Here is a 17,222-nt window from a genome sequence, read left to right on the forward strand (position 1 = left end):
GCGCGACAATGATCCCGGTGCGCATTCCGCGCCACGGAGATCCCCGAGTGCCTTCGGCAACCCGAGCCCTGCAAACCCCTTCCGAGGAAGTCGCCAACAGTCTCACCCACGCCCTGGGCGCGGCGCTGGCCGTGGCTGCCATTCCGTTGCTGGTGCTGCATGCGCGAGGCGCCGGGGCGGTCACCGGGGCGGCCATTTTCGGCGCCAGCGCGGTGCTGTCCTACCTGGTCTCCACGCTGTACCACGCGTTGCGCGAGGGGCGCGCCAAGGCGGTGCTGCGCTGGATCGACCACGTGGCGATCTACGTGTTCATCGCCGGCACCTACACCCCCTTCACGCTGACCGTGTTGCGCGGCGCCTGGGGCTGGTCGCTGTTCGGCCTGGTGTGGGGCCTGGCGCTGCTGGGGCTGCTGTTCAAGACCCTGGGCACCGAGCGCTTTCCCCGGCTGTCCACCTGGCTCTACCTGGCCATGGGCTGGGTCGCGCTGGTGGCTATCCGCCCCTTGTGGCTGGCCATGCCCGGCAGCGCCATGCTGTGGCTGCTGGCCGGCGGTGCGGCCTATTCGCTGGGGGTGATCTTTTTCGTGCTCGACCAGCGCCTGCGCTATGCCCACAGCGTGTGGCACCTGTTCGTGCTGGCCGGCAGCGTGTGCCACTTCTTCGCGCTGCTCGACGTGCTCGACGTGCAAGCGCTGCTGCGCTGACGCCGCCGGCGAGCCCCGCCCCCTCCGATGCCCCGCGAATCCACGTCTCCGTCTCCGTCCCCGTCCGCCGCGGCGAGCCCCCTGCCGCCCCGGGCCATGCGCTCGCGCCTGCGGCGCTTTTTCCTGCGCACCTGGCCGATCGTCGCCTTGCTGCACCTGTACATCGGCGCCCAGTTGCTGCCGGCCTACGCGCCCGCCTGGCGCATCGTGGGCGCGGCCTGCCTGGCGGCGTCCACGCTGCTGATTCCGGCCGGCTTCCTGAGCCGCTTCCGCGAGGGCGATTCCTGGGACCTCGTCGCCTGGGCCGGGTTCCTGGACCTGGGGCTGTTCTCGTCGACCCTGGTGTTCACCGTGCTGCGCGAACTCGCGCTGCTGCTGCCGGATACCGGCCATCTGGCCGCGCCCAGCGCGACCGCGGTACCGGCGGCGGCCCTGCTGGTGTCGCTGATCGGCCTGATCAATGCGCGGCGCGTGGCCCGCGTGGTGGACGTGCACGTACGTCTTCCCGGGCTGCCCGCCGGCCTCGAGGGATTCACCATCGTGCAGATCAGCGACATCCACGTGGGCCCCACGATCAAGGCCGGGCACGTCAAGGCCATCGTCGATCGTGTCAACGCCCTCGCCCCGGACCTCGTCGCCGTCACCGGCGACGTGGTCGACGGCCAGGTGGAGCGCCTGCGCGAGCACACGGCCCCGCTGGGCCAGTTGCGGGCCCGGCACGGCGCCTGGCTGGTCACCGGCAACCACGAGTACTACTCGGGCGCCGCCGCCTGGGTGGCCGAGTTCGAGCGCCTGGGGCTGCGCTGCCTGCTCAATGAACATGCGGTGCTGGTGCACGAGGGCGCCCGCTTCGTGCTGGCCGGTGTGACCGACCTGCAGGGGCAGGCGTTCGACCCCGCCCATCGCAGCGACCCCTTCAAGGCCCTGCAGGCCAGCCCCGAGGGCCTGCCGCGCATCCTGCTCGCGCACCAGCCGCGCTCGTCGGCCGAGGCCGCGCGCGCGGGCTTCGACCTGCAACTCAGCGGACATACCCACGGCGGGCAGTTCTGGCCCTGGAACCACTTCGTGGGTCTGCAGCAGCCCTTCACCGCCGGGCTGCACCGCGTCGGGGACCTGCAGGTCTACGTCAGCCGGGGTACCGGCTACTGGGGACCGCCCAAGCGTTTCGGCGCGCCCTCCGAGATCACCCGCATCCGCCTCGCCGCGGCCACCTGAGCCGCCCCCTTTTCCCCAGACCCCGCGCCCGCCCGAAGCCGCCCATGTACGCCGTCATCCTGCACTACAAGGCCCCGCTGTCCGACATGGACCGTCACGTCGACGCCCACCGCGTCTGGCTGCGCGAGCACTACGCCGCCGGCCACTTCCTGCTGTCGGGCCCGCAGCGCCCGCGGGTCGGCGGCCTGATCCTCGCCGCGGCCATGCCGCGTGCCGAGCTCGACGCCATCCTGGCCGGGGATGCCTTCGCCCGGGCCGGGCTCGCCGATTACCAGGTGGTCGAATTCGCCGCCACGATGACCAGCCCCGGACTCGCCGCGCTGGCCGAGAAACCCTAGGGTCCTGTCCCGCGCAACAAGGCGCGCCGGCAGGCGCGCCCGCGGCCGCCACCTGCCAGGGACACTGCGCCCCGTCAAGGAAATTTGCCCGCGTTGGTGCTCGCATGGCCTCACGCCCTTCAGGCGAGGAGATGAGACCATGCGAAATCAATTGCGCGAGAGGGTGGCCGTGACCGGTGTCGGCTGCTCGCGTTTCGGCGACCTGCTCGCCACCCCCGAGTTGCGGGGAACCAGCATCCAGGAGCTGACGGCCGGCGCGGTTCGCGAAGCCCTGGACGACGCCGGCCTGTGCGGCCAGGACGTGGACGCCGTGTTCGCCGGCAATGCCATGACCCACAGCTCGCAGCTGCCGGGAACCTACAGCCAGTTGTCCAAATGGACCGGCACCCAGTTCAAGGCCGGCGTGCATTTCGAGGCGCAGTGCTCGACGACCAACGTCGGCGCGGCCATGGCGGCGATGGCCATCGCCTCCGGGGTCTACGACACCGTGCTGGTCTACGGGCTCGAGACCACGCGGACCAAGGTCAAGCAGTTCAGCCCCTACGAGCGCGAGCCCATTTCCCACCAGCAGACCTGGCTGTGGACCGACATGGCCGTCAACCAGGCCTACGGCGTGCCCCAGGGCTACGACATCTTCTCCACGTACAACGGCCTCGTGGCGCTGGGCTATTGCCGCAAGTACGGGATTTCCATCGAAGACTTCGACCGCGGCATGTTCGAGCTCTGCCGCACGCGGCGCCTGCACGGCTCCATGAACCCGAAGGCCAACATCCAGGAGAAGCTCGAGGACCGCGCGGCGCGCGAGGGTTTCACCGATCCCTACGACTACTGGCGCTCGGCCGAACACAACCCCTTCGTCGCCTGGCCCTCGCGGCTGCTCAGCCTGGTGACCACGGCCGACGGCGCCTCCGCCATGGTGCTGCGGCGCGCCGACCTCGCCAGGGGCGGCCCATCCGAGGCGGTGGAACTCAAGGGCTTCGGCATCAGCTACAGCGACCTGCCGTGGTACGGCGAGGACCCCACCTACTGGGAGTTCGACAAGCGGGCCACCGATGCGGCCTTCTCGATGGCGGGCATCCGGCCCGCCGACATCGACTACCTGCATACCCACGACTGCTCCCACATCTCGGGCCTGTGCACCGCGGAGACGATGGGCTACCTGGAAGCGGGCAAGGGCCTCGCCGCGGCACGCGACGGACGCCTGCGCTTCGACGGCGACCGCCCCATGTCCACGCACGGCGGACGCCACGCCTTCGGGCATGCCTGGGCCGCGAGCGCGGGCTCGGACACCTACGAGGCCGTGCTGCAGATGCGCGGCCAGGCGGGGGCGCGGCAGATCGCGAAGCCGCCGCGCACTTCCGTGATCCACACCCACGGCTACGCCATGATCGGCACCGTGATCGTTCTTGGGAGTCTGTGACATGCAAGACCTTGCCGAAAGACCCAGCGTCATCCGCGCCTACTACGAAAGCCTCGCCGCGGGCACCGTGCTCGCGAGCGCCTGCAAGAGTTGCGGGCGCCTGAGCTTTCCCCCCACCGGCTGCTGCGAGCATTGCGGCAGCTGGGACGTGGAGACACGTCCGCTCAGCGGCCGCGCCACGCTGCTGTATGCGTCCCACAACATCACGCCGGCCTGCCACCCCCGCTTCGCGGCCATCGCCCCCTACGTGTACGGGCATCTGCGTCTCGAGGAAGGGCCGGTGGTGCAGGCGATCGTCCTCGGGGTGCAGGCGACTCCGCAGGACCTGCAGCGCCTGTTCGACCGGGGCCCGGTTCCCGCCCGCGCCGAGGTGATGCGCATGGAGGATCTGCCCGTGCTGGCGTTCCGCATCTCCAGCTGAGCATCCCGGAGCGGCGGCCGAGGGTCGGCTACACTGAATCCGACCCCTCGCGTACTTCCCCCCGTGCCCCGCCGCCTGCTCTGGATCCTGCCCGCCGCCTGCGCGCTGCTGTTGCTGGCGTGGTGGGGCCTGCAACGCTGGCAGGGCCCGCGCGTCGACGCCTACCGCGTGCGCTCGGGGCCGCTGGTGCAGGACGTGGTGGCCACCGGACGCGTGATCACCCCGTCCCGCGTGAACGTGGCCAGCGAGCTCACGGGCACGGTACTCCAGCGACTGGTGCGGCGCGGCCAGCAGGTGGTGCCCGGCCAGCTGTTGCTGCGACTGCGCAGCGACCAGGCCCAGGCACAGCTGGAGCAGGCCCGCGCGGCGCTGCGCCAGTTGGTGCAGCAAAGCCGCCCCCAGGCCCTCGCGGCGCTGCGCAGCGCCGAATCCGCGCTGCGCCTGGCGCGCTCCCAGGCCCGGCGCGCGCGTGCGCAGATGCCCAGCGGAGCCTTGTCGCAACAGGCGCTGGAGCAGGCCGAGCAGGCCGAACAGGCGGCCGAGCAGCAGCAGCTCGCGGCCCGCGCCGCATGGGACGCGGCGCGCCCGGGCGGCTCCGTGCAGCGCCAGCTGGAGGCCGCGCAGGCCGCCGCGCTGGCGGTGGTGCGGCGCGCCGACATCCGTGCCGAGACGGCCGGGCAGGTGCTCACACGCCATGTCGAGGTAGGCGACACCGTCACCCCCGGGCAGGTGCTGTTCACGCTGGCTCGCGCCGGGGACACCGAGGTCTCGCTGCCGGTGGACGAGCAGAACCTGCACGAACTGGCCACGGGCCAGCCGGCCCGCTGCATCAGCGACGGCTATCCGGACCGCGTGATCGGCGCGCGCCTGGTGTTCATCGCCCCTTCGGTCGACACCACCAGCGGCACCATCGAGCTGCGCCTGCGAGTGTCCGATCCGCCGCCCTGGCTGCGCCAGGACATGACCATCTCCTGCGACCTGCGCACCGCCGAACTGCGCCAGGCCCTGGTGGTGCCCGACGACGCGCTGCGCGAGCGCCAGGGCACGCACGCGCGGGTGCTGGTGCTGCGCGCGGGCAAGGCCCGCGAGCAGGAGCTGAGCCTGGGCCTGCGCGGCCTGGTGGCCAGCCAGGTCGTGCAGGGCCTGCGGGCCGGCGACGTGGTCATCGCCGACCGCTCGGTGCGCGACGGCCAGCGCGTGCGCGCGCGCCTGCAGGGCCTGCCCGCCGTGCCGGCCTCGGCGGCCGCCGGCACGGCCGCGGCCGGCGCGCGCTGAGGCGGCGATCCGGCTGGCGGCGCGAACCCGGCACGATCCGACACCATGGGACTGTCCTGGCGCATCGCCTTGCACTTCCTGCGGGACGGCAAAGCCCAGACCCTGCTGATCATCAGCGGCGTGGCGGTGGGCGCGGCGGTCATCGTGTTCATCACCGCGCTGGTCGACGGCCTGCAGGGCAACATCGTGCAGCGCACCCTCGGAACCCAGGCGCACATCGTCGTGTCCTCCCCCGACCTGTTGCCCCTGGCTCCACCGCCGCCGCGCGGCACGGTCGACCTGCGCTCCGTGGACGCGCGCCCGCAGCGCCTGCGCTCCATCAACAACTGGCCCGGCGTGCTGGGCGTGCTGCAGCGCCTGCCGGGCGTGCGCGCGGTCTCGCCGCTGGTCAGCGGGCCGGCCTTCGCGCAGCGCGGCACCGCGGTGCGGGCGATCGCCGTGCTGGGCATTCAGCCGCAGCGCTACGTGCACGTGATTCCGCTGGACCGCGACATGCTGCAGGGGCGCCTGGACGTGGGCGCCAGCCGCATCCTGGTGGGCTACCGGCTGGCCGAGGACCTGGGGCTGCGCCTGGGCGACAAGCTGCGCGTGCAAGGCGCCTCCGGCGGATCGCAGGTCTTCGACGTGACCGGGATCTTCAGCCTGGGCGTGCGCGACCTGGACGAGCGCTACGTCTACATGGGACTCAAGCCCGCGCAGTCGCTGCTGGGCCTGGCCGGCGGCGCCACGGAGATCGACCTCACGGTGGACCGCATCTTCGACGCGCAGGCCATCGCCGCGCGCATCGCCGCCCTCACCGGCCTGAAGTCGGAGAGCTGGATGTCGACCAATTCCCAGTTGCTCAACGCGCTGCGCTCGCAATCGCTGTCGAGCGCGCTGATCCGCTTTTTCGTGGGGCTGTCGGTGGCCTTCGGCATCGCCAGCGTGCTGGCCGTCAGCGTGGTGCAGCGCACCCGCGAGATCGGCATCCTGCGCGCCATGGGCGCCACCCGCGCGCGGGTGCTGGCGGTGTTCCTGTTCGAGGGCGGCGTGGTGGGCTGCGCCGGCTCCGTGCTGGGCGCGGCGGTCGGTGCCGGCATGGTGCAGGCCTTCAACAGCTGGGGGCCGGGGCTGTTCTACGTGCCGGTGCCGGCCGGCCTGGTGGTGGAGGCCGTGCTGCTGGCCACCGCGGCCGGCGTGGCGGCCGCCGCCTTGCCGGCGCTGCGCGCCGCGCGCCTGGACCCCGTGGTGGCCATCCGCTATGTCTGACTCCGGCGAGCACGCGCCGCAGCCGCCGGTGCTGCGCCTGCAGCAACTGCGCAAGTCCTACAAGGCCGGCACCGCCCTGGAAACCGAAGTGCTGCACGGCATCGACTTCGAGCTGCGCCGCGGCGAATTCACCGCCCTGGTCGGCCCCAGCGGCTCGGGCAAGACCACGCTGCTCAATCTCATCGGCCTGCTCGACACCCCCAGCGACGGCGAGCTCTACCTGCAGGAGCAGCCGACGCGGGCGCTGGACGACAGCGCGCGCACCGCGCTGCGCGGCCGCTCCATCGGCTTCGTGTTCCAGTTCCACCACCTGATCCAGGCCTTCAGCGTGCTCGACAACGTGCTGATGCCGGCGCTGGTGCAGGGCGAGCGGCGCAGCCGCGAACTCGAGCAGCGCGCGCTGGATCTGCTGCAGGCGGTCGGGCTGGAGGCGCACACGGGCAAACGCCCCTCCGAGTTGTCCGGAGGCCAGCAGCAGCGCGTGGCCATCGCGCGCGCGCTGCTCACCCGTCCGCCCCTGGTGCTGGCCGACGAGCCCACGGGCAATCTCGACACCCACAGCGCCGACGAGGTCTTCGCGCTGCTGCGCCGCTTCAACCGCGAATACGGCTGCGCCGTGCTGGTGGTCACCCACGACCCGCGGCTGGCCCAGCGATGCGAGCGTATTCTCGACCTCGTCGACGGACGCCTGGTCGGCGACCGCCAGCTGCCGCCCGCCCCGCCATGAGATCGCTCGCCCCCCTGCTGCTCGCGCTGGCGGCCCTGTCGCCCTGCGCCTGCGCCACGGCCGCGCCCACCGCGGGCGCCTCGTCGGCGCCGGTATTGCGCTGCGGCTGGTTCGACAACCCCACGCCGGGCAACGCCTGGCTCACCGACGCCCAGGGCCGCTGGCTCGTGGGCATCCAGGGCGGCCACCAGGCCCGCGGCGACTGGCCCGATTTCTCCGACGACCGCTGGGTGTCCACCAACGGCCACCATGGCTACGGCTGCGCCTGCCTGCGAGTCGTCGACGACCCGCGTACCCACGAGATCCGGCGCATCCTGCGCGCCCGTGCGCGGCCGCTGGCGGCCTGCGAACACGACCCGGCGTTGCGCAAGCGCCATCCGGTGGCCGACTCGGCGCAACGCTGAGCGCGGCCACCACCCTCCCGCGCCGCCGCGCAGCCCGGCGGCGGCCCCGCAACCTGCTACGAGGAGCATCGACATGGATCTTCAACTCAAGGGCAAGCTGGCCCTGGTCAGCGGCAGCACCGCCGGCATCGGCCACGCCATCGCCCACACCCTGGCCCTGGAGGGCGCCACGGTCATCGTCAACGGCCGCACCCAGGCGGCCGTCGACCAGGCGGTGGAGCGCATCCGCGCCGAAACACGGGGGACCGTGCACGGCCACGCGGGCGACATGAGCCAGGCCGCGGTCGCCGAAGAAGCGGTGCGGCGCTTCCCCGGCATCGACATCCTGGTCAACAACCTGGGGATTTTCGAGGCCAAGGCCTTCGAGGATATTCCCGACGCGGACTGGACACGCTTTTTCGAGGTCAACGTGCTCAGCGGCGTACGCCTGGCACGCCTGGTGCTGCCCGCGATGCGGCTCGCGAACTGGGGGCGCATCATCTTCATCTCCAGCGAAAGCGGCGTGCAGATCCCCACGGAGATGATCCACTACGGCATGACCAAGACCGCGCAGCTCGCGGTGTCGCGCGGCCTGGCCGAATCGGTCGCCGGCACCGGCATCACGGTCAACAGCGTGCTGCCCGGCCCCACCCGCTCGCGCGGCGCCGGCGACTTCTTCGACGACCTGGCACGCTCCAGCGGCAAGAGCCCCGAGCAGATCGAGGCCGAGTTCTTCGAGCACGTGCGCCCCAGCTCGCTGATCCAGCGCTTCGCCACCCCGCAGGAAGTCGCGTCGCTGGTGGCCTACGTGGCCAGCCCGCTGGCCTCGGCCACAACCGGCGCGGCCCTGCGCGTGGACGGCGGCGTGGTCAGGAGCGCGTTCTGACGGCCCCCCGGGCCGGGCATCGCGGCAGCGGCACGCCGTGAGCCGACGCGACAAGCCCACGCCCTGCCCCTGCGGCAGCGGCCGGGCACTGGCAGAGTGCTGCGGGCCCTACCTGGAGGGTGCGCGCCCCGCGCCCACGGCCGAGGCGCTGATGCGCTCGCGCTACACCGCCTTCGCGCTGGGGGCGCAGGCCTACCTGCTGGCCACCTGGCACGCGTCGACCCGGCCCGCGAGCCTGGAGCCCGAGCAGGCGCCCCCGCCACGCTGGATCGGACTGACCGTGCACCGGCACGAGACCCCGGACCCTGCGCGAGCCCTGGTGGAATTCACCGCCCGCTGCAGGATCGGAGGCCGCGCGCAGGTCCTGCACGAGACCAGCCGCTTCCTGCGCGAGGGCGAACGCTGGTTCTACGTGGACGGGAATCTCCACGAATAGCGTGCCCGCAGCCGGCAAGTCGGGGCCACGCGCCGATGCCCCGCGATGGCGGCCCATTTGACCCTTTTTAGATTGCGGCTAATCTTGAGCCGAGGAAGTCCTCATCCCGCCTGCGCCCACCCGACCCTGCTCCGCGACCACACCATGGCGACCAAACCCCTGAAGATCGGAATCTCGGCCCGCATCGAACATCCCCATCCGGGGCAGGCGGGGCTGAGAGCCAAGACCCTGCAGTACCTGGAGCAGTCGGTGGCGCACTGGGCCATGTCGCGCGACGTGCTGGTATTCATGGTGCCGACGGTGGCCAGCGGCGGCGGCATCGTGCGCAGCAACATCCGGCTCTCGGACTACGCCGACGCGCTCGACGGCCTCATCCTGCAGGGCGGCGCCGACCTGAGCCCGAACAGCTACGGCGAGGAGCCGCTGCAGCCCGAATGGGCCGGCGACCCCATGCGCGACGGCTACGAGATGGAACTGCTGCACGAGTTCATCGAGGTGCGCAAACCCGTGCTGGGCATCTGCCGCGGCGCGCAGCTCATCAACGTGGCCATGGGCGGCACGCTGTACCAGGACCTGCCCACCCAGCTTCCCGAGCACCACACCCCGCACCTCAGCGACACCTACGACCAGAACCAGCACGCGGTGCGCTTCGTCACGGGGGGACTGCTCGCACGCCTGTACCCGGAGGTCGACCCGAAGAGCCTCAACGTCGTCTCCGTGCACCACCAGGCCGTGCGCAGCCTGGGGCGCGACCTCGTGGTCGACGCCATCAGCCCAGACGACGGCCTGCCCGAGGCCATCCGAGGCACCGGCCGCAATTTCCTGCTCGGGCTGCAATGGCACCCCGAGTTCCATCACCCGTCGAACCCGGAGCTGCTGGACTGCACCCCCATCCTCGAGGAGTTCCTGCGCAACGTGCGCAAGCGCCGCTGGTGAGCGCGCCGGGGCCGTCAGTCGCCGGAGGCGGCGACCCGTCGCACGATCATGCGGTGCACGCGCTTGCCCGAGGATCCGCTGACGGACTCCTTCTCCCACAACACGCTCTGCCCGGCCAGGCTGCTGCCGACCACGGAGGCATCGAAGGAGGTGTACAGGCGGTCATACACGTCGCGCACCGAGCCTCCCTCCGTGACCCGCCAGCTGAGGTAGAGAACACCACCCGGGCGCACGAGGTCCATCAGCCGGGCGCAGGCACGGGCGATCTGCTGCACAGGAAGGTGCATGAGCACGGTCTCGCACAGCACATTGTCGAAGGCACGGGACGCGACGCCCTCGAGCTCCGGCAGCGCTGCCGTGCGAAAGCTCAGGGACGGGTAGCGCAGGCGCGCCTGTTCGATCAGACCCTGCGAGGCGTCATAGCCAAGAGTCGGGAAGCCGTGTGCGTTCAACCAGGCGGTGTCGCGCCCCGCCCCGCAGCCGATGTCCGCCGTGCTCCCGCCCGGCACGAAGAATTCCTCGAGCAGCGCGTACATGTCCGTGGGCTCCGGCTGCGCAAGCCATTCCTGCGCGAAATGATCGGCACCCTGCGTGTACGTCGAAACGGTGAGTTCGTCCATGGAGATGCGGCGGGCAGGCGCTGGTGGCGGGTACACCCCGACTATAAGCCGGGCGCCACTGCGGCTCGGCGCTCTTGCTGGCGGCGAAGGTCGTCACCGTGCAACGATGAGAATTTGTTAATACAATAAGTGGCATGCGGATCACGCTCGATCCAGACAAAAACCGAGCCGATCAGGCCAAACATGGGTTGGCCCTGGCACTGGCAGAACGGATGGACTGGGGCGGTCTTCTCGCCAAGCCGGACTCCAGGCGCGAGTACGGTGAGTTGCGCGTGATTGGGTTCGTTCCTGATGCAACCGGGCGACTGTTTTGCGTGGTGTTCACGGATCGCACCGATGGGCGCCGCATCATCAGCCTGCGCAAGGCGAATTTGAGAGAGGTCAAGCTCTATGCAGCAAACGATCAAAACTAGGAGTGGCCGCGCCCTGATCGTGCCCACGCCCGAAGAAGACGCAGCGATCAACGCAGGAATTGCGGCTGACCCGGACACCCACGAAGTCACGGATGCAGAGTTCGCACACATGCGGCGAATGGGTCGGCCCAGGCTGGCCAGTCCCAAGATCCCAACCACGATTCGATTCGATGCTGACGTGCTCGACGCACTGAAAGGTACGGGCAAGGGCTGGCAGACGCGCGTGAATGAAGCCATGCGTGAATGGGTGAAGACGCACACACGCTGAAGCGGCACGATCCGGCGACTCGCCGGATCTCAGCGATGGTGATCGGTCCCCAGTACCGACTGTCGAAGCCCGGCGGTTGACCCACACGCCGCTGAGCGTCACCACGACGTGGTCGCCCGGTATGGCAGCCACGGTCTTCAACATCGGCATGCCGCCGCCCGGGCAGTCGCCAGACGGGTAGAAGGGCCCAGCCATCAGGGTCAACGGCGTCGGGAGGCTTCTTGCCTGACCTGGGCAGCGGTGAGGCGGGGCATGGCTGAAGGGCTGGCTCACGGTGAAACAGCGTTCAGTTTTACCCGGTTTCCTACCCGGTGCAACGTCGAGATACCCTGCGCCAGCCCGAGACGCTGGGAGACGAGAAACCCCTCTTTCTTCAGGGAAATCTGCGACTTACGGAAACAAAAAAACCGCCCTGGGGGCGGCTTGATTGCATGCTTTGGCGGAAAGGGTGGGATTCGAACCCACGGTACGGTATAACCGTACACCGGATTTCGAGTCCGGCGCATTCGACCACTCTGCCACCTTTCCGGGGTGTCCTGCTTGGTTCCTGCTTGCGCGACAGCGGCGGTCGGTCCGCTGCGCCAAAACGTGCAAGTGTAGCAGCGGCGAGGCGGATCGGGAAGATGTGCCGCGCCGTGATTCAACCCGCCTGGGGCATCAGCTGCTGCTGGCCGCCCAGGTAGGGCTGCAGCGCGCGGGGAACGTCGATGCCGCCGTCGGCGCGCTGGTAGTTCTCCAGCACCGCCACCAGCGTGCGCCCCACCGCCAGGCCCGAGCCGTTGAGGCTGTGCAGCCACTGCGTGCGGCCCTGCGCGTCGCGGGTGCGCGCCTGCATGCGCCGCGCCTGGAAGGCGTCCATGTTGGAACAGCTGGAGATCTCGCGGTAGGTGTTCTGCGCCGGCAGCCACACCTCCAGGTCGTAGGTCCTGGCCGAACCGAAGCCCATGTCGCCGGTGCACAGCAGCATGGTGCGGTACGGCAGTTCCAGGCGCTGCAGCACGGCCTCGGCATGCCCGGTGAGCTGTTCCAGCGCCAGCGCGGACTGCTCGGGCGCGCACAGCCAGACGAGTTCGACCTTGTCGAACTGGTGCTGGCGGATCATGCCGCGCACGTCGCGGCCGTAGGAGCCGGCCTCGGAGCGGAAGCACGGCGTGTGCGCCACCAGGCGCATGGGCAGTTGCTCGGGCGGCAGGATGCTGTCGCGCGCCAGGCTGGTCAGCGGCACCTCGGCGGTGGGAATGAGGTAGAAGTTGCCCAGCTCGCCGCGCGGCACGGCGAACAGGTCGGCCTCGAACTTGGGCAGCTGGCCGGTGCCGCGCAGGGTCTCGGCGCTGACCACGTAGGGGACGTAGGCCTCGGTGTAGCCGTGCTCCTCGGTGTGCAGGTCCAGCATGAACTGGGCAAGCGCCCGGTGCAGGCGCGCCAGCGGCCCGCGCAGCACGGAGAAGCGCGCGCCGGAGAGCTTGGCCCCGGCCTCGAAATCCAGGCCCAGCCCGGCGCCGACGTCGACGTGGTCGCGCACCGGGAAGTCGAAGCTGCGCGGCTGCCCCCAGCGGCGCACTTCCTGGTTGCCGGTCTCGTCGGCCCCCACCGGAACGTCGGGGTACGGCAGGTTGGGCACTCCCATCAGCAGTTCGCCCAGTTCCACCTGGATCTGCTCCAGGCGCGCGGCGGAACCGTCGAGCTCGGTCTTGATCGCCGCCACCTGGGCCATTTCGGCGGAGGCGTCCTCCCCCTTGGACTTGCGCTGGCCGATCAGGCGCGAGATCTGGTTGCGCTGGGCCTGCAGTTCCTCGGTGCGGGTCTGCAGTTGCTTGCGCTCGGATTCCAGTTCGCGAAACCGCGGCACGTCCAGGAAGGGCTGCGGCTGCTTGCGGGTGTTCAGGCGGGCGACGACCTCGTCCAGGTCCTTGCGCAACAGGTTGATGTCCAGCATGGGAAGGCCAGTGAATGCGTGGGGAATGCGCGCTGCGCGGATGCGCGTGCGAGGGCCGCGGGAAGCGCGATGGCGATTGTGCCTGGGCCGGCGCTACCGCCGCGGGGCGGCCGGCCGGTGAGTTTCAGTTTCGGGGGGTCTTCGGGCCCAGCCCCTTGGGCAGCGGAAAACGCAGGGTCTCGTCCACGCCCTCGAGATTGCGCACGGTGCGCGCGCCGAGTTCGCGCAGGCGGTCGATCACCTGCTGCACCAGGCGCTCGGGCGCCGAGGCGCCGGCGGTGACGCCCACGCGCTGCGCGCCCTGCAGCCATTCGGCGCGCAGGTCGGCCGCGGTGTCGACCATGTAGGCCGGACGCCCCAGGCGCGCGGCGACTTCGCGCAGGCGGTTGGAATTGGAACTGCTGGGGCTGCCGACCACGATGACCACGTCGACCTGCGGGGCCATGAACTTGACCGCGTCCTGCCGGTTCTGCGTGGCGTAGCAGATGTCCTGGCGCTTGGGTTCGCGCAGGCGCGGATAGCGCGCGCGCAGCGCCACCACCACGGCGGCGGCGTCGTCCACCGACAGCGTGGTCTGGGTCACGTAGGCGACCTCGTCGCCTTGCGGGAAGGGCAGATGCGCGACGTCGGCCTCGGATTGCACCAGGTGCACGCCGTCGGCCTGGCCCATCGTGCCCTCGACCTCCGGGTGCCCGGCGTGCCCGATCATCACCAGGTGCAGGCCGTCGCGGCGCATGCGCGCCACTTCCACGTGCACCTTGGTCACCAGCGGACAGGTGGCGTCGAACACCTTCAGGCCGCGGGCCTGCGCCTGCTCGCGCACGGCCTGCGACACGCCGTGCGCGGAGAACACCAGCGTGGCCCCCGGCGGCACGTCGTCGATCTCGTCCACGAACACCGCGCCCTTGGCGCGCAGGCTCTGCACCACGGTGGTGTTGTGCACGATCTCGTGGCGCACGTAGATGGGAGCGCCGAACAGTTCCAGCGCACGCTCGACGATGTCGATGGCCCGGTCCACGCCGGCGCAGAAGCCGCGCGGGCTGGCCAGCAGCACGTCGAGCGCGCCGGCCTCGGAGGCCTCGTTGGACGGCGTCGGATTCACAGCACCCCCAGGATGTGCACGTCGAACACCACCGGCTTGCCCGCCAGCGGGTGGTTGAAATCCAGCTCCACCACCTGCTCGTCGGCGGCGGTCACGGTGGCGGCTGCGCTGGCGCCGCTGGGCGAGCTCAGCCCGGCCAGTTGCACCGCGTCGCCCACCTTCAGGCGCACGTCGTCGGGCACGAACTGCTGCAGCATGCTGCGCGGCACGCGCTGCACGCGTTGCGGGTCGTGCATGCCGAAGGCCGCGTCGGGCGCCAGCTCGAAGCGGGCCTGCGCGCCCTCCTCCAGGCCGATCAGGCATTGCTCCAGCACCGGCGCGAGCTGCTGCTCGCCCAGGGTCAGGGTGGCGGGGTTGTGGCCGAAGGTATCCACCCAGGCGGGGCCGCCGGGGGCCGCCAGGCGGTAGTGAAGGGTCAGCAGGGAGTCGGGGCGAACGTTGGGCACGGTATCGATACACTGTGTCGTGGCGGCCAGGGCCGCACAAACCCCATTGTAGGGAAGCATGTCCACCCGCATCGCCGACCTTCCCCCGGACGCGCGTCCGCGCGAGAAACTGCTCGCGCGCGGCCCCCAGGCGCTGGCCGACGCCGAGCTGGTGGCGCTGCTGCTGCGCAGCGGCGTGCGCGGCTGCAACGCGCTGCAGCTCGGCCAGCGCCTGCTCGACGCCTTCGGCGGCCTGCACGGGCTGTTGCACGCGCCGGCGGCCAGCCTGCGCGCGGTGAAGGGCCTGGGCGCGGCCAAGTACGCCGAGCTGGCCGCGGTGCTGGAAATGGCCCGCCGCGCGCTGGCCGAGCCGATGCGCGAACGCCGCCTGTTCGACAACCCTGACGCTGTCGCGGATTATCTGCGCCTGTGGCTGGGGGGCTCGCCGGTGGAGGTGTTCGCGGCGCTGCTGCTCGACCACCGCCACCGCCTGCTGCACGCGCAGCAACTGTGGCGCGGCACGCTGGCGCATACCTCGGTGTACCCGCGCGAACTGGTCAAGCTGGCGCTGGCGCACGACGCGGCGGCGGTGATCGTGGCCCACAACCATCCCTCGGGCGTGGCCGAGCCCTCCGATTGCGACCGCCAGGTCACGCAGCGCCTGAAGTCGGCGCTGGGGCTGCTGGACATCGCCCTGCTCGACCACCTGGTGGTCACGCGCGCGCAGGCCTTCTCCTTCGCCCGCAACGGGCTGTTGTAGGAGCGCGGCGGAATGAGCACGCGGATTCCTCGCCGCTCGCGCAGCCGTGCCGTGCCCGCCGTGACGCCGCGGCCCGCGGCCGACGACGTGGCGCCTGCCGCGGATGCTCCGCGGCAGCCGGAGCCGCCGGATCTTCCGGCCGAGGCCGCGGCTGCCTCCCCGGAGGGCAACGACGAGACCCGCCTGTTCCTTCGCGCGGTGGCCGGCGCGCAGTTGCTGCCCGAGCCCGACCGCGTGCTGCTGCGCCCGGCGCCCCCGCCGCCGATCCCGCGCCAGCGCCTGCGCGACGAACGCGCGGCGCTGCACGAATCCCTGTCCGACAGCGTGGACCTGGACAGCCTGCTGGAGACCGACCAGGAACTGTCCTACCGCGCCCCTGGCATCGGCCCCGACGTGCTGCGCAAGCTGCGCCGCGGGCACTGGGTGATCCAGGCCGAACTCGACCTGCACGGCCTGCGGCGCGACGAGGCTCGCGCCGCGCTGCTGGAGTTCACCCACGCGGCGCAGCAGCGCGGCGCGCGCTGCCTGCGGGTGATCCACGGCAAGGGCCTGGGCTCGCCGGGGCGCGAGGGCGTGTTGCGCCACAAGGTGCGCGGCTGGCTGCTGCAGATGCGCGACGTGCTGGCCTTCTGCCAGGCCGGCCCGCACGACGGCGGAGCCGGCTCGCTGCTCGTGCTGCTGCGCGGGCAGCCGGCGCCGGGCCCGAGGCACCCGCGCTGAGCCCGGCCGAGCCGCTGCCGCGCTGTTGGGAATAACCGACACCACGGCGCCGTATCCTGGCCGAGCAGGCTGTTGAAGTACCGGAGGGGGCCGCGCGCAGGCACTGCGGGATGAGCTGCAAGGCGCCCAAGCCAAGGCCAGGCTGGACGCCTGGCCTGCTCGGGGCAGCCGCAGATCGCCCGCAGCGCCTGCGCCCGAAGGGTTGGTGCAGAATCGGGCGCTGGCCGCACCCCGGATCTTGCGCGGGCGTCCAGCCCGCGCTGCGATCCGGCGCACGCCCATCATCCCGATTCTGCACCAACGCGACCCCCTCCGGTATTTCAACAGCCTGCTAAGGTTCCGGCGATGCGAAGCCCTGCCCTTTACGACATCTCGCCCACCGTCGACCCGGCGGCGCCGCTGTTCCCCGGCGACCTGCCCTACGCGCTGCAGTGGACGGCGCGCATTGCCGGCGGCAGCTCGGTGAACCTCAGCGCCGTGCAGCTGTCGCCGCACGCGGGCGCGCATGCGGACGCGCCGCTGCACTACGCCGACGGCGCGGCTTCCATCGAGGCCGTGGACCTGGCGCCCTACCTGGGCCCCTGCCGCGTGATCCACGCCATCGACTGCGGGCCCCTGGTGGGGGTGGAACACCTGCAGCGCGCCGAACGCGGCCTTCCCCCGCGCGTGCTGGTGCGCACCTGCCGGCGCGCGCCCACCGTGTGGGATCCCGGCTTCACCGCCTACGCCCCGCAGGCGCTGGCATGGCTGGGCGAGCGCGGGGTGCGCCTGGCCGGCATCGACACGCCCTCGGTGGACCCGGCCGACAGCAAGGGCCTGGAGGCCCACCACACGCTGCTGCGCCTGGACATGCGCGTGCTGGAGAACCTGGTGCTCGACGAGGTGCCCGAGGGCGACTACGAGCTCATCGCGCTGCCGCTCAAACTCGCGGGCGCCTGCGCCTCGCCGGTGCGCGCGGTGCTGCGCGCGCTGTGAACCTCCCATCCTCC

At 71.2% G+C, this 17,222-nt stretch carries 21 protein-coding genes and 1 tRNA gene; 17 read left to right on the forward strand and 5 right to left on the reverse strand.

Annotated elements, in window-relative coordinates:
• Nucleotides 1-47: 47 nt before the first annotated feature.
• From D466_RS0107455 to D466_RS0107510, 12 genes are all read left to right on the forward strand, one after another.
• Nucleotides 48-704, forward strand: coding sequence for a hemolysin III family protein (locus D466_RS0107455; RefSeq protein WP_018913089.1), 657 nt, complete (start codon nt 48-50; stop codon nt 702-704).
• A gap of 96 nt (nt 705-800) precedes the next feature.
• Nucleotides 801-1,919 (forward strand): metallophosphoesterase, encoded by a 1,119-nt coding sequence (locus D466_RS0107460; RefSeq protein ID WP_018913090.1) that lies wholly within the window; start codon nt 801-803, stop codon nt 1,917-1,919.
• A 44-nt stretch (nt 1,920-1,963) separates the two neighbouring features.
• Nucleotides 1,964-2,257: a YciI family protein gene (locus D466_RS0107465; RefSeq protein WP_018913091.1), complete on the forward strand. Its 294-nt coding sequence runs from the start codon at nt 1,964-1,966 to the stop codon at nt 2,255-2,257.
• A gap of 139 nt (nt 2,258-2,396) precedes the next feature.
• The gene (locus D466_RS0107470; protein ID WP_026285007.1) at nt 2,397-3,677 is read left to right on the forward strand and encodes a thiolase family protein; all 1,281 of its coding nucleotides are present in this window, start codon (nt 2,397-2,399) and stop codon (nt 3,675-3,677) included.
• Nucleotide 3,678: 1 nt separating this feature from the next.
• Nucleotides 3,679-4,098: a Zn-ribbon domain-containing OB-fold protein gene (locus tag D466_RS0107475; RefSeq protein ID WP_018913093.1), complete on the forward strand. Its 420-nt coding sequence runs from the start codon at nt 3,679-3,681 to the stop codon at nt 4,096-4,098.
• A 63-nt stretch (nt 4,099-4,161) separates the two neighbouring features.
• Nucleotides 4,162-5,373 carry an efflux RND transporter periplasmic adaptor subunit gene (locus tag D466_RS0107480; RefSeq protein ID WP_018913094.1) on the forward strand — a complete coding sequence of 404 codons (1,212 nt, stop codon included), beginning with the start codon at nt 4,162-4,164 and terminating at the stop codon, nt 5,371-5,373.
• A 45-nt stretch (nt 5,374-5,418) separates the two neighbouring features.
• Nucleotides 5,419-6,621: an FtsX-like permease family protein gene (locus D466_RS0107485; RefSeq protein WP_018913095.1), complete on the forward strand. Its 1,203-nt coding sequence runs from the start codon at nt 5,419-5,421 to the stop codon at nt 6,619-6,621.
• On the forward strand, nt 6,614-7,348 hold the full coding sequence (locus tag D466_RS0107490) for an ABC transporter ATP-binding protein (RefSeq protein ID WP_018913096.1): 735 nt from the start codon (nt 6,614-6,616) through the stop codon (nt 7,346-7,348). The genes D466_RS0107485 and D466_RS0107490 overlap by 8 nt, the downstream gene beginning before the upstream one ends.
• Complete coding sequence (locus tag D466_RS0107495; RefSeq protein ID WP_018913097.1) at nt 7,345-7,752, forward strand: DUF4087 domain-containing protein; 408 nt, start codon at nt 7,345-7,347, stop codon at nt 7,750-7,752. The genes D466_RS0107490 and D466_RS0107495 overlap by 4 nt, the downstream gene beginning before the upstream one ends.
• 73 nt (nt 7,753-7,825) lie before the next feature.
• Complete coding sequence (locus tag D466_RS0107500; RefSeq protein ID WP_018913098.1) at nt 7,826-8,617, forward strand: SDR family NAD(P)-dependent oxidoreductase; 792 nt, start codon at nt 7,826-7,828, stop codon at nt 8,615-8,617.
• A 37-nt stretch (nt 8,618-8,654) separates the two neighbouring features.
• A complete protein-coding gene (locus D466_RS0107505; RefSeq protein ID WP_026285008.1) occupies nt 8,655-9,053 on the forward strand; it encodes a YchJ family protein in 399 nt (132 codons plus the stop codon).
• A 144-nt stretch (nt 9,054-9,197) separates the two neighbouring features.
• Nucleotides 9,198-9,989, forward strand: coding sequence for a gamma-glutamyl-gamma-aminobutyrate hydrolase family protein (locus D466_RS0107510; RefSeq protein ID WP_018913100.1), 792 nt, complete (start codon nt 9,198-9,200; stop codon nt 9,987-9,989).
• 14 nt (nt 9,990-10,003) lie between these two features.
• Here the strand turns inward: D466_RS0107510 and D466_RS0107515 are convergent, their stop codons facing one another.
• A complete protein-coding gene (locus tag D466_RS0107515) occupies nt 10,004-10,609 on the reverse strand; it encodes a bifunctional 2-polyprenyl-6-hydroxyphenol methylase/3-demethylubiquinol 3-O-methyltransferase UbiG (protein ID WP_018913101.1) in 606 nt (201 codons plus the stop codon).
• Between the two features lie 134 nt (nt 10,610-10,743).
• Here D466_RS0107515 and D466_RS23205 point away from each other — a divergent pair, with 134 nt between their 5' ends.
• Nucleotides 10,744-11,022 (forward strand): BrnT family toxin, encoded by a 279-nt coding sequence (locus tag D466_RS23205; protein WP_081629869.1) that lies wholly within the window; start codon nt 10,744-10,746, stop codon nt 11,020-11,022.
• Nucleotides 11,000-11,290 carry a BrnA antitoxin family protein gene (locus D466_RS23210; protein ID WP_081629870.1) on the forward strand — a complete coding sequence of 97 codons (291 nt, stop codon included), beginning with the start codon at nt 11,000-11,002 and terminating at the stop codon, nt 11,288-11,290. The genes D466_RS23205 and D466_RS23210 overlap by 23 nt, the downstream gene beginning before the upstream one ends.
• A 437-nt stretch (nt 11,291-11,727) precedes the next feature.
• Here the strand turns inward: D466_RS23210 and D466_RS0107520 are convergent.
• The 4 genes from D466_RS0107520 to D466_RS23870 all read right to left on the reverse strand — a co-directional run bounded on the left by D466_RS0107520 (nt 11,728) and on the right by D466_RS23870 (nt 14,774).
• Nucleotides 11,728-11,818: transfer RNA gene (locus D466_RS0107520), tRNA-Ser, on the reverse strand.
• Between the two features lie 112 nt (nt 11,819-11,930).
• Nucleotides 11,931-13,226 carry a serine--tRNA ligase gene (gene serS, locus D466_RS0107525; RefSeq protein ID WP_018913102.1) on the reverse strand — a complete coding sequence of 432 codons (1,296 nt, stop codon included), beginning with the start codon at nt 13,224-13,226 and terminating at the stop codon, nt 11,931-11,933.
• A 124-nt stretch (nt 13,227-13,350) separates the two neighbouring features.
• Complete coding sequence (ispH, locus tag D466_RS0107530) at nt 13,351-14,328, reverse strand: 4-hydroxy-3-methylbut-2-enyl diphosphate reductase (protein ID WP_018913103.1); 978 nt, start codon at nt 14,326-14,328, stop codon at nt 13,351-13,353.
• Nucleotides 14,325-14,774: a peptidylprolyl isomerase gene (locus tag D466_RS23870; protein ID WP_018913104.1), complete on the reverse strand. Its 450-nt coding sequence runs from the start codon at nt 14,772-14,774 to the stop codon at nt 14,325-14,327. Before D466_RS23870 ends, ispH begins: the two co-directional genes overlap by 4 nt.
• 58 nt (nt 14,775-14,832) lie before the next feature.
• On the opposite strand from D466_RS23870, the gene radC reads away from it, so the two are divergent.
• From radC to kynB, 3 genes are all read left to right on the forward strand, one after another.
• Nucleotides 14,833-15,513 carry a DNA repair protein RadC gene (radC, locus tag D466_RS0107540; RefSeq protein WP_018913105.1) on the forward strand — a complete coding sequence of 227 codons (681 nt, stop codon included), beginning with the start codon at nt 14,833-14,835 and terminating at the stop codon, nt 15,511-15,513.
• A gap of 12 nt (nt 15,514-15,525) precedes the next feature.
• Nucleotides 15,526-16,233: a Smr/MutS family protein gene (locus D466_RS21000; RefSeq protein ID WP_018913106.1), complete on the forward strand. Its 708-nt coding sequence runs from the start codon at nt 15,526-15,528 to the stop codon at nt 16,231-16,233.
• 345 nt (nt 16,234-16,578) lie between these two features.
• Complete coding sequence (gene kynB / locus D466_RS0107550) at nt 16,579-17,208, forward strand: arylformamidase (protein ID WP_018913107.1); 630 nt, start codon at nt 16,579-16,581, stop codon at nt 17,206-17,208.
• Nucleotides 17,209-17,222: the final 14 nt, after the last annotated feature.

The organism is Thiomonas sp. FB-6, assembly GCF_000377645.1.
Lineage (GTDB): Bacteria > Pseudomonadota > Gammaproteobacteria > Burkholderiales > Burkholderiaceae_C > Thiomonas_A.

What these genes read in the sequence shown, in the direction of transcription:
- D466_RS0107460 (WP_018913090.1), top strand. Translation starts at nt 801, where the DNA reads ATGCGCTCGCGCCTGCGGCGCTTTTTCCTGCGCACCTGGCCGATCGTC.
- D466_RS0107470 (WP_026285007.1), top strand. Translation starts at nt 2,397, where the DNA reads ATGCGAAATCAATTGCGCGAGAGGGTGGCCGTGACCGGTGTCGGCTGC.
- D466_RS23210 (WP_081629870.1), top strand. Translation starts at nt 11,000, where the DNA reads ATGCAGCAAACGATCAAAACTAGGAGTGGCCGCGCCCTGATCGTGCCC.
- D466_RS21000 (WP_018913106.1), top strand. Translation starts at nt 15,526, where the DNA reads ATGAGCACGCGGATTCCTCGCCGCTCGCGCAGCCGTGCCGTGCCCGCC.
- D466_RS0107495 (WP_018913097.1), top strand. Translation starts at nt 7,345, where the DNA reads ATGAGATCGCTCGCCCCCCTGCTGCTCGCGCTGGCGGCCCTGTCGCCC.
- D466_RS0107515 (WP_018913101.1), bottom strand. Translation starts at nt 10,609, where the DNA reads ATGGACGAACTCACCGTTTCGACGTACACGCAGGGTGCCGATCATTTC.
- serS (WP_018913102.1), bottom strand. Translation starts at nt 13,226, where the DNA reads ATGCTGGACATCAACCTGTTGCGCAAGGACCTGGACGAGGTCGTCGCC.
- D466_RS0107500 (WP_018913098.1), top strand. Translation starts at nt 7,826, where the DNA reads ATGGATCTTCAACTCAAGGGCAAGCTGGCCCTGGTCAGCGGCAGCACC.
- D466_RS0107510 (WP_018913100.1), top strand. Translation starts at nt 9,198, where the DNA reads ATGGCGACCAAACCCCTGAAGATCGGAATCTCGGCCCGCATCGAACAT.
- radC (WP_018913105.1), top strand. Translation starts at nt 14,833, where the DNA reads ATGTCCACCCGCATCGCCGACCTTCCCCCGGACGCGCGTCCGCGCGAG.
- D466_RS0107490 (WP_018913096.1), top strand. Translation starts at nt 6,614, where the DNA reads ATGTCTGACTCCGGCGAGCACGCGCCGCAGCCGCCGGTGCTGCGCCTG.
- D466_RS0107475 (WP_018913093.1), top strand. Translation starts at nt 3,679, where the DNA reads ATGCAAGACCTTGCCGAAAGACCCAGCGTCATCCGCGCCTACTACGAA.
- kynB (WP_018913107.1), top strand. Translation starts at nt 16,579, where the DNA reads ATGCGAAGCCCTGCCCTTTACGACATCTCGCCCACCGTCGACCCGGCG.
- D466_RS23205 (WP_081629869.1), top strand. Translation starts at nt 10,744, where the DNA reads ATGCGGATCACGCTCGATCCAGACAAAAACCGAGCCGATCAGGCCAAA.
- D466_RS0107485 (WP_018913095.1), top strand. Translation starts at nt 5,419, where the DNA reads ATGGGACTGTCCTGGCGCATCGCCTTGCACTTCCTGCGGGACGGCAAA.
- D466_RS0107465 (WP_018913091.1), top strand. Translation starts at nt 1,964, where the DNA reads ATGTACGCCGTCATCCTGCACTACAAGGCCCCGCTGTCCGACATGGAC.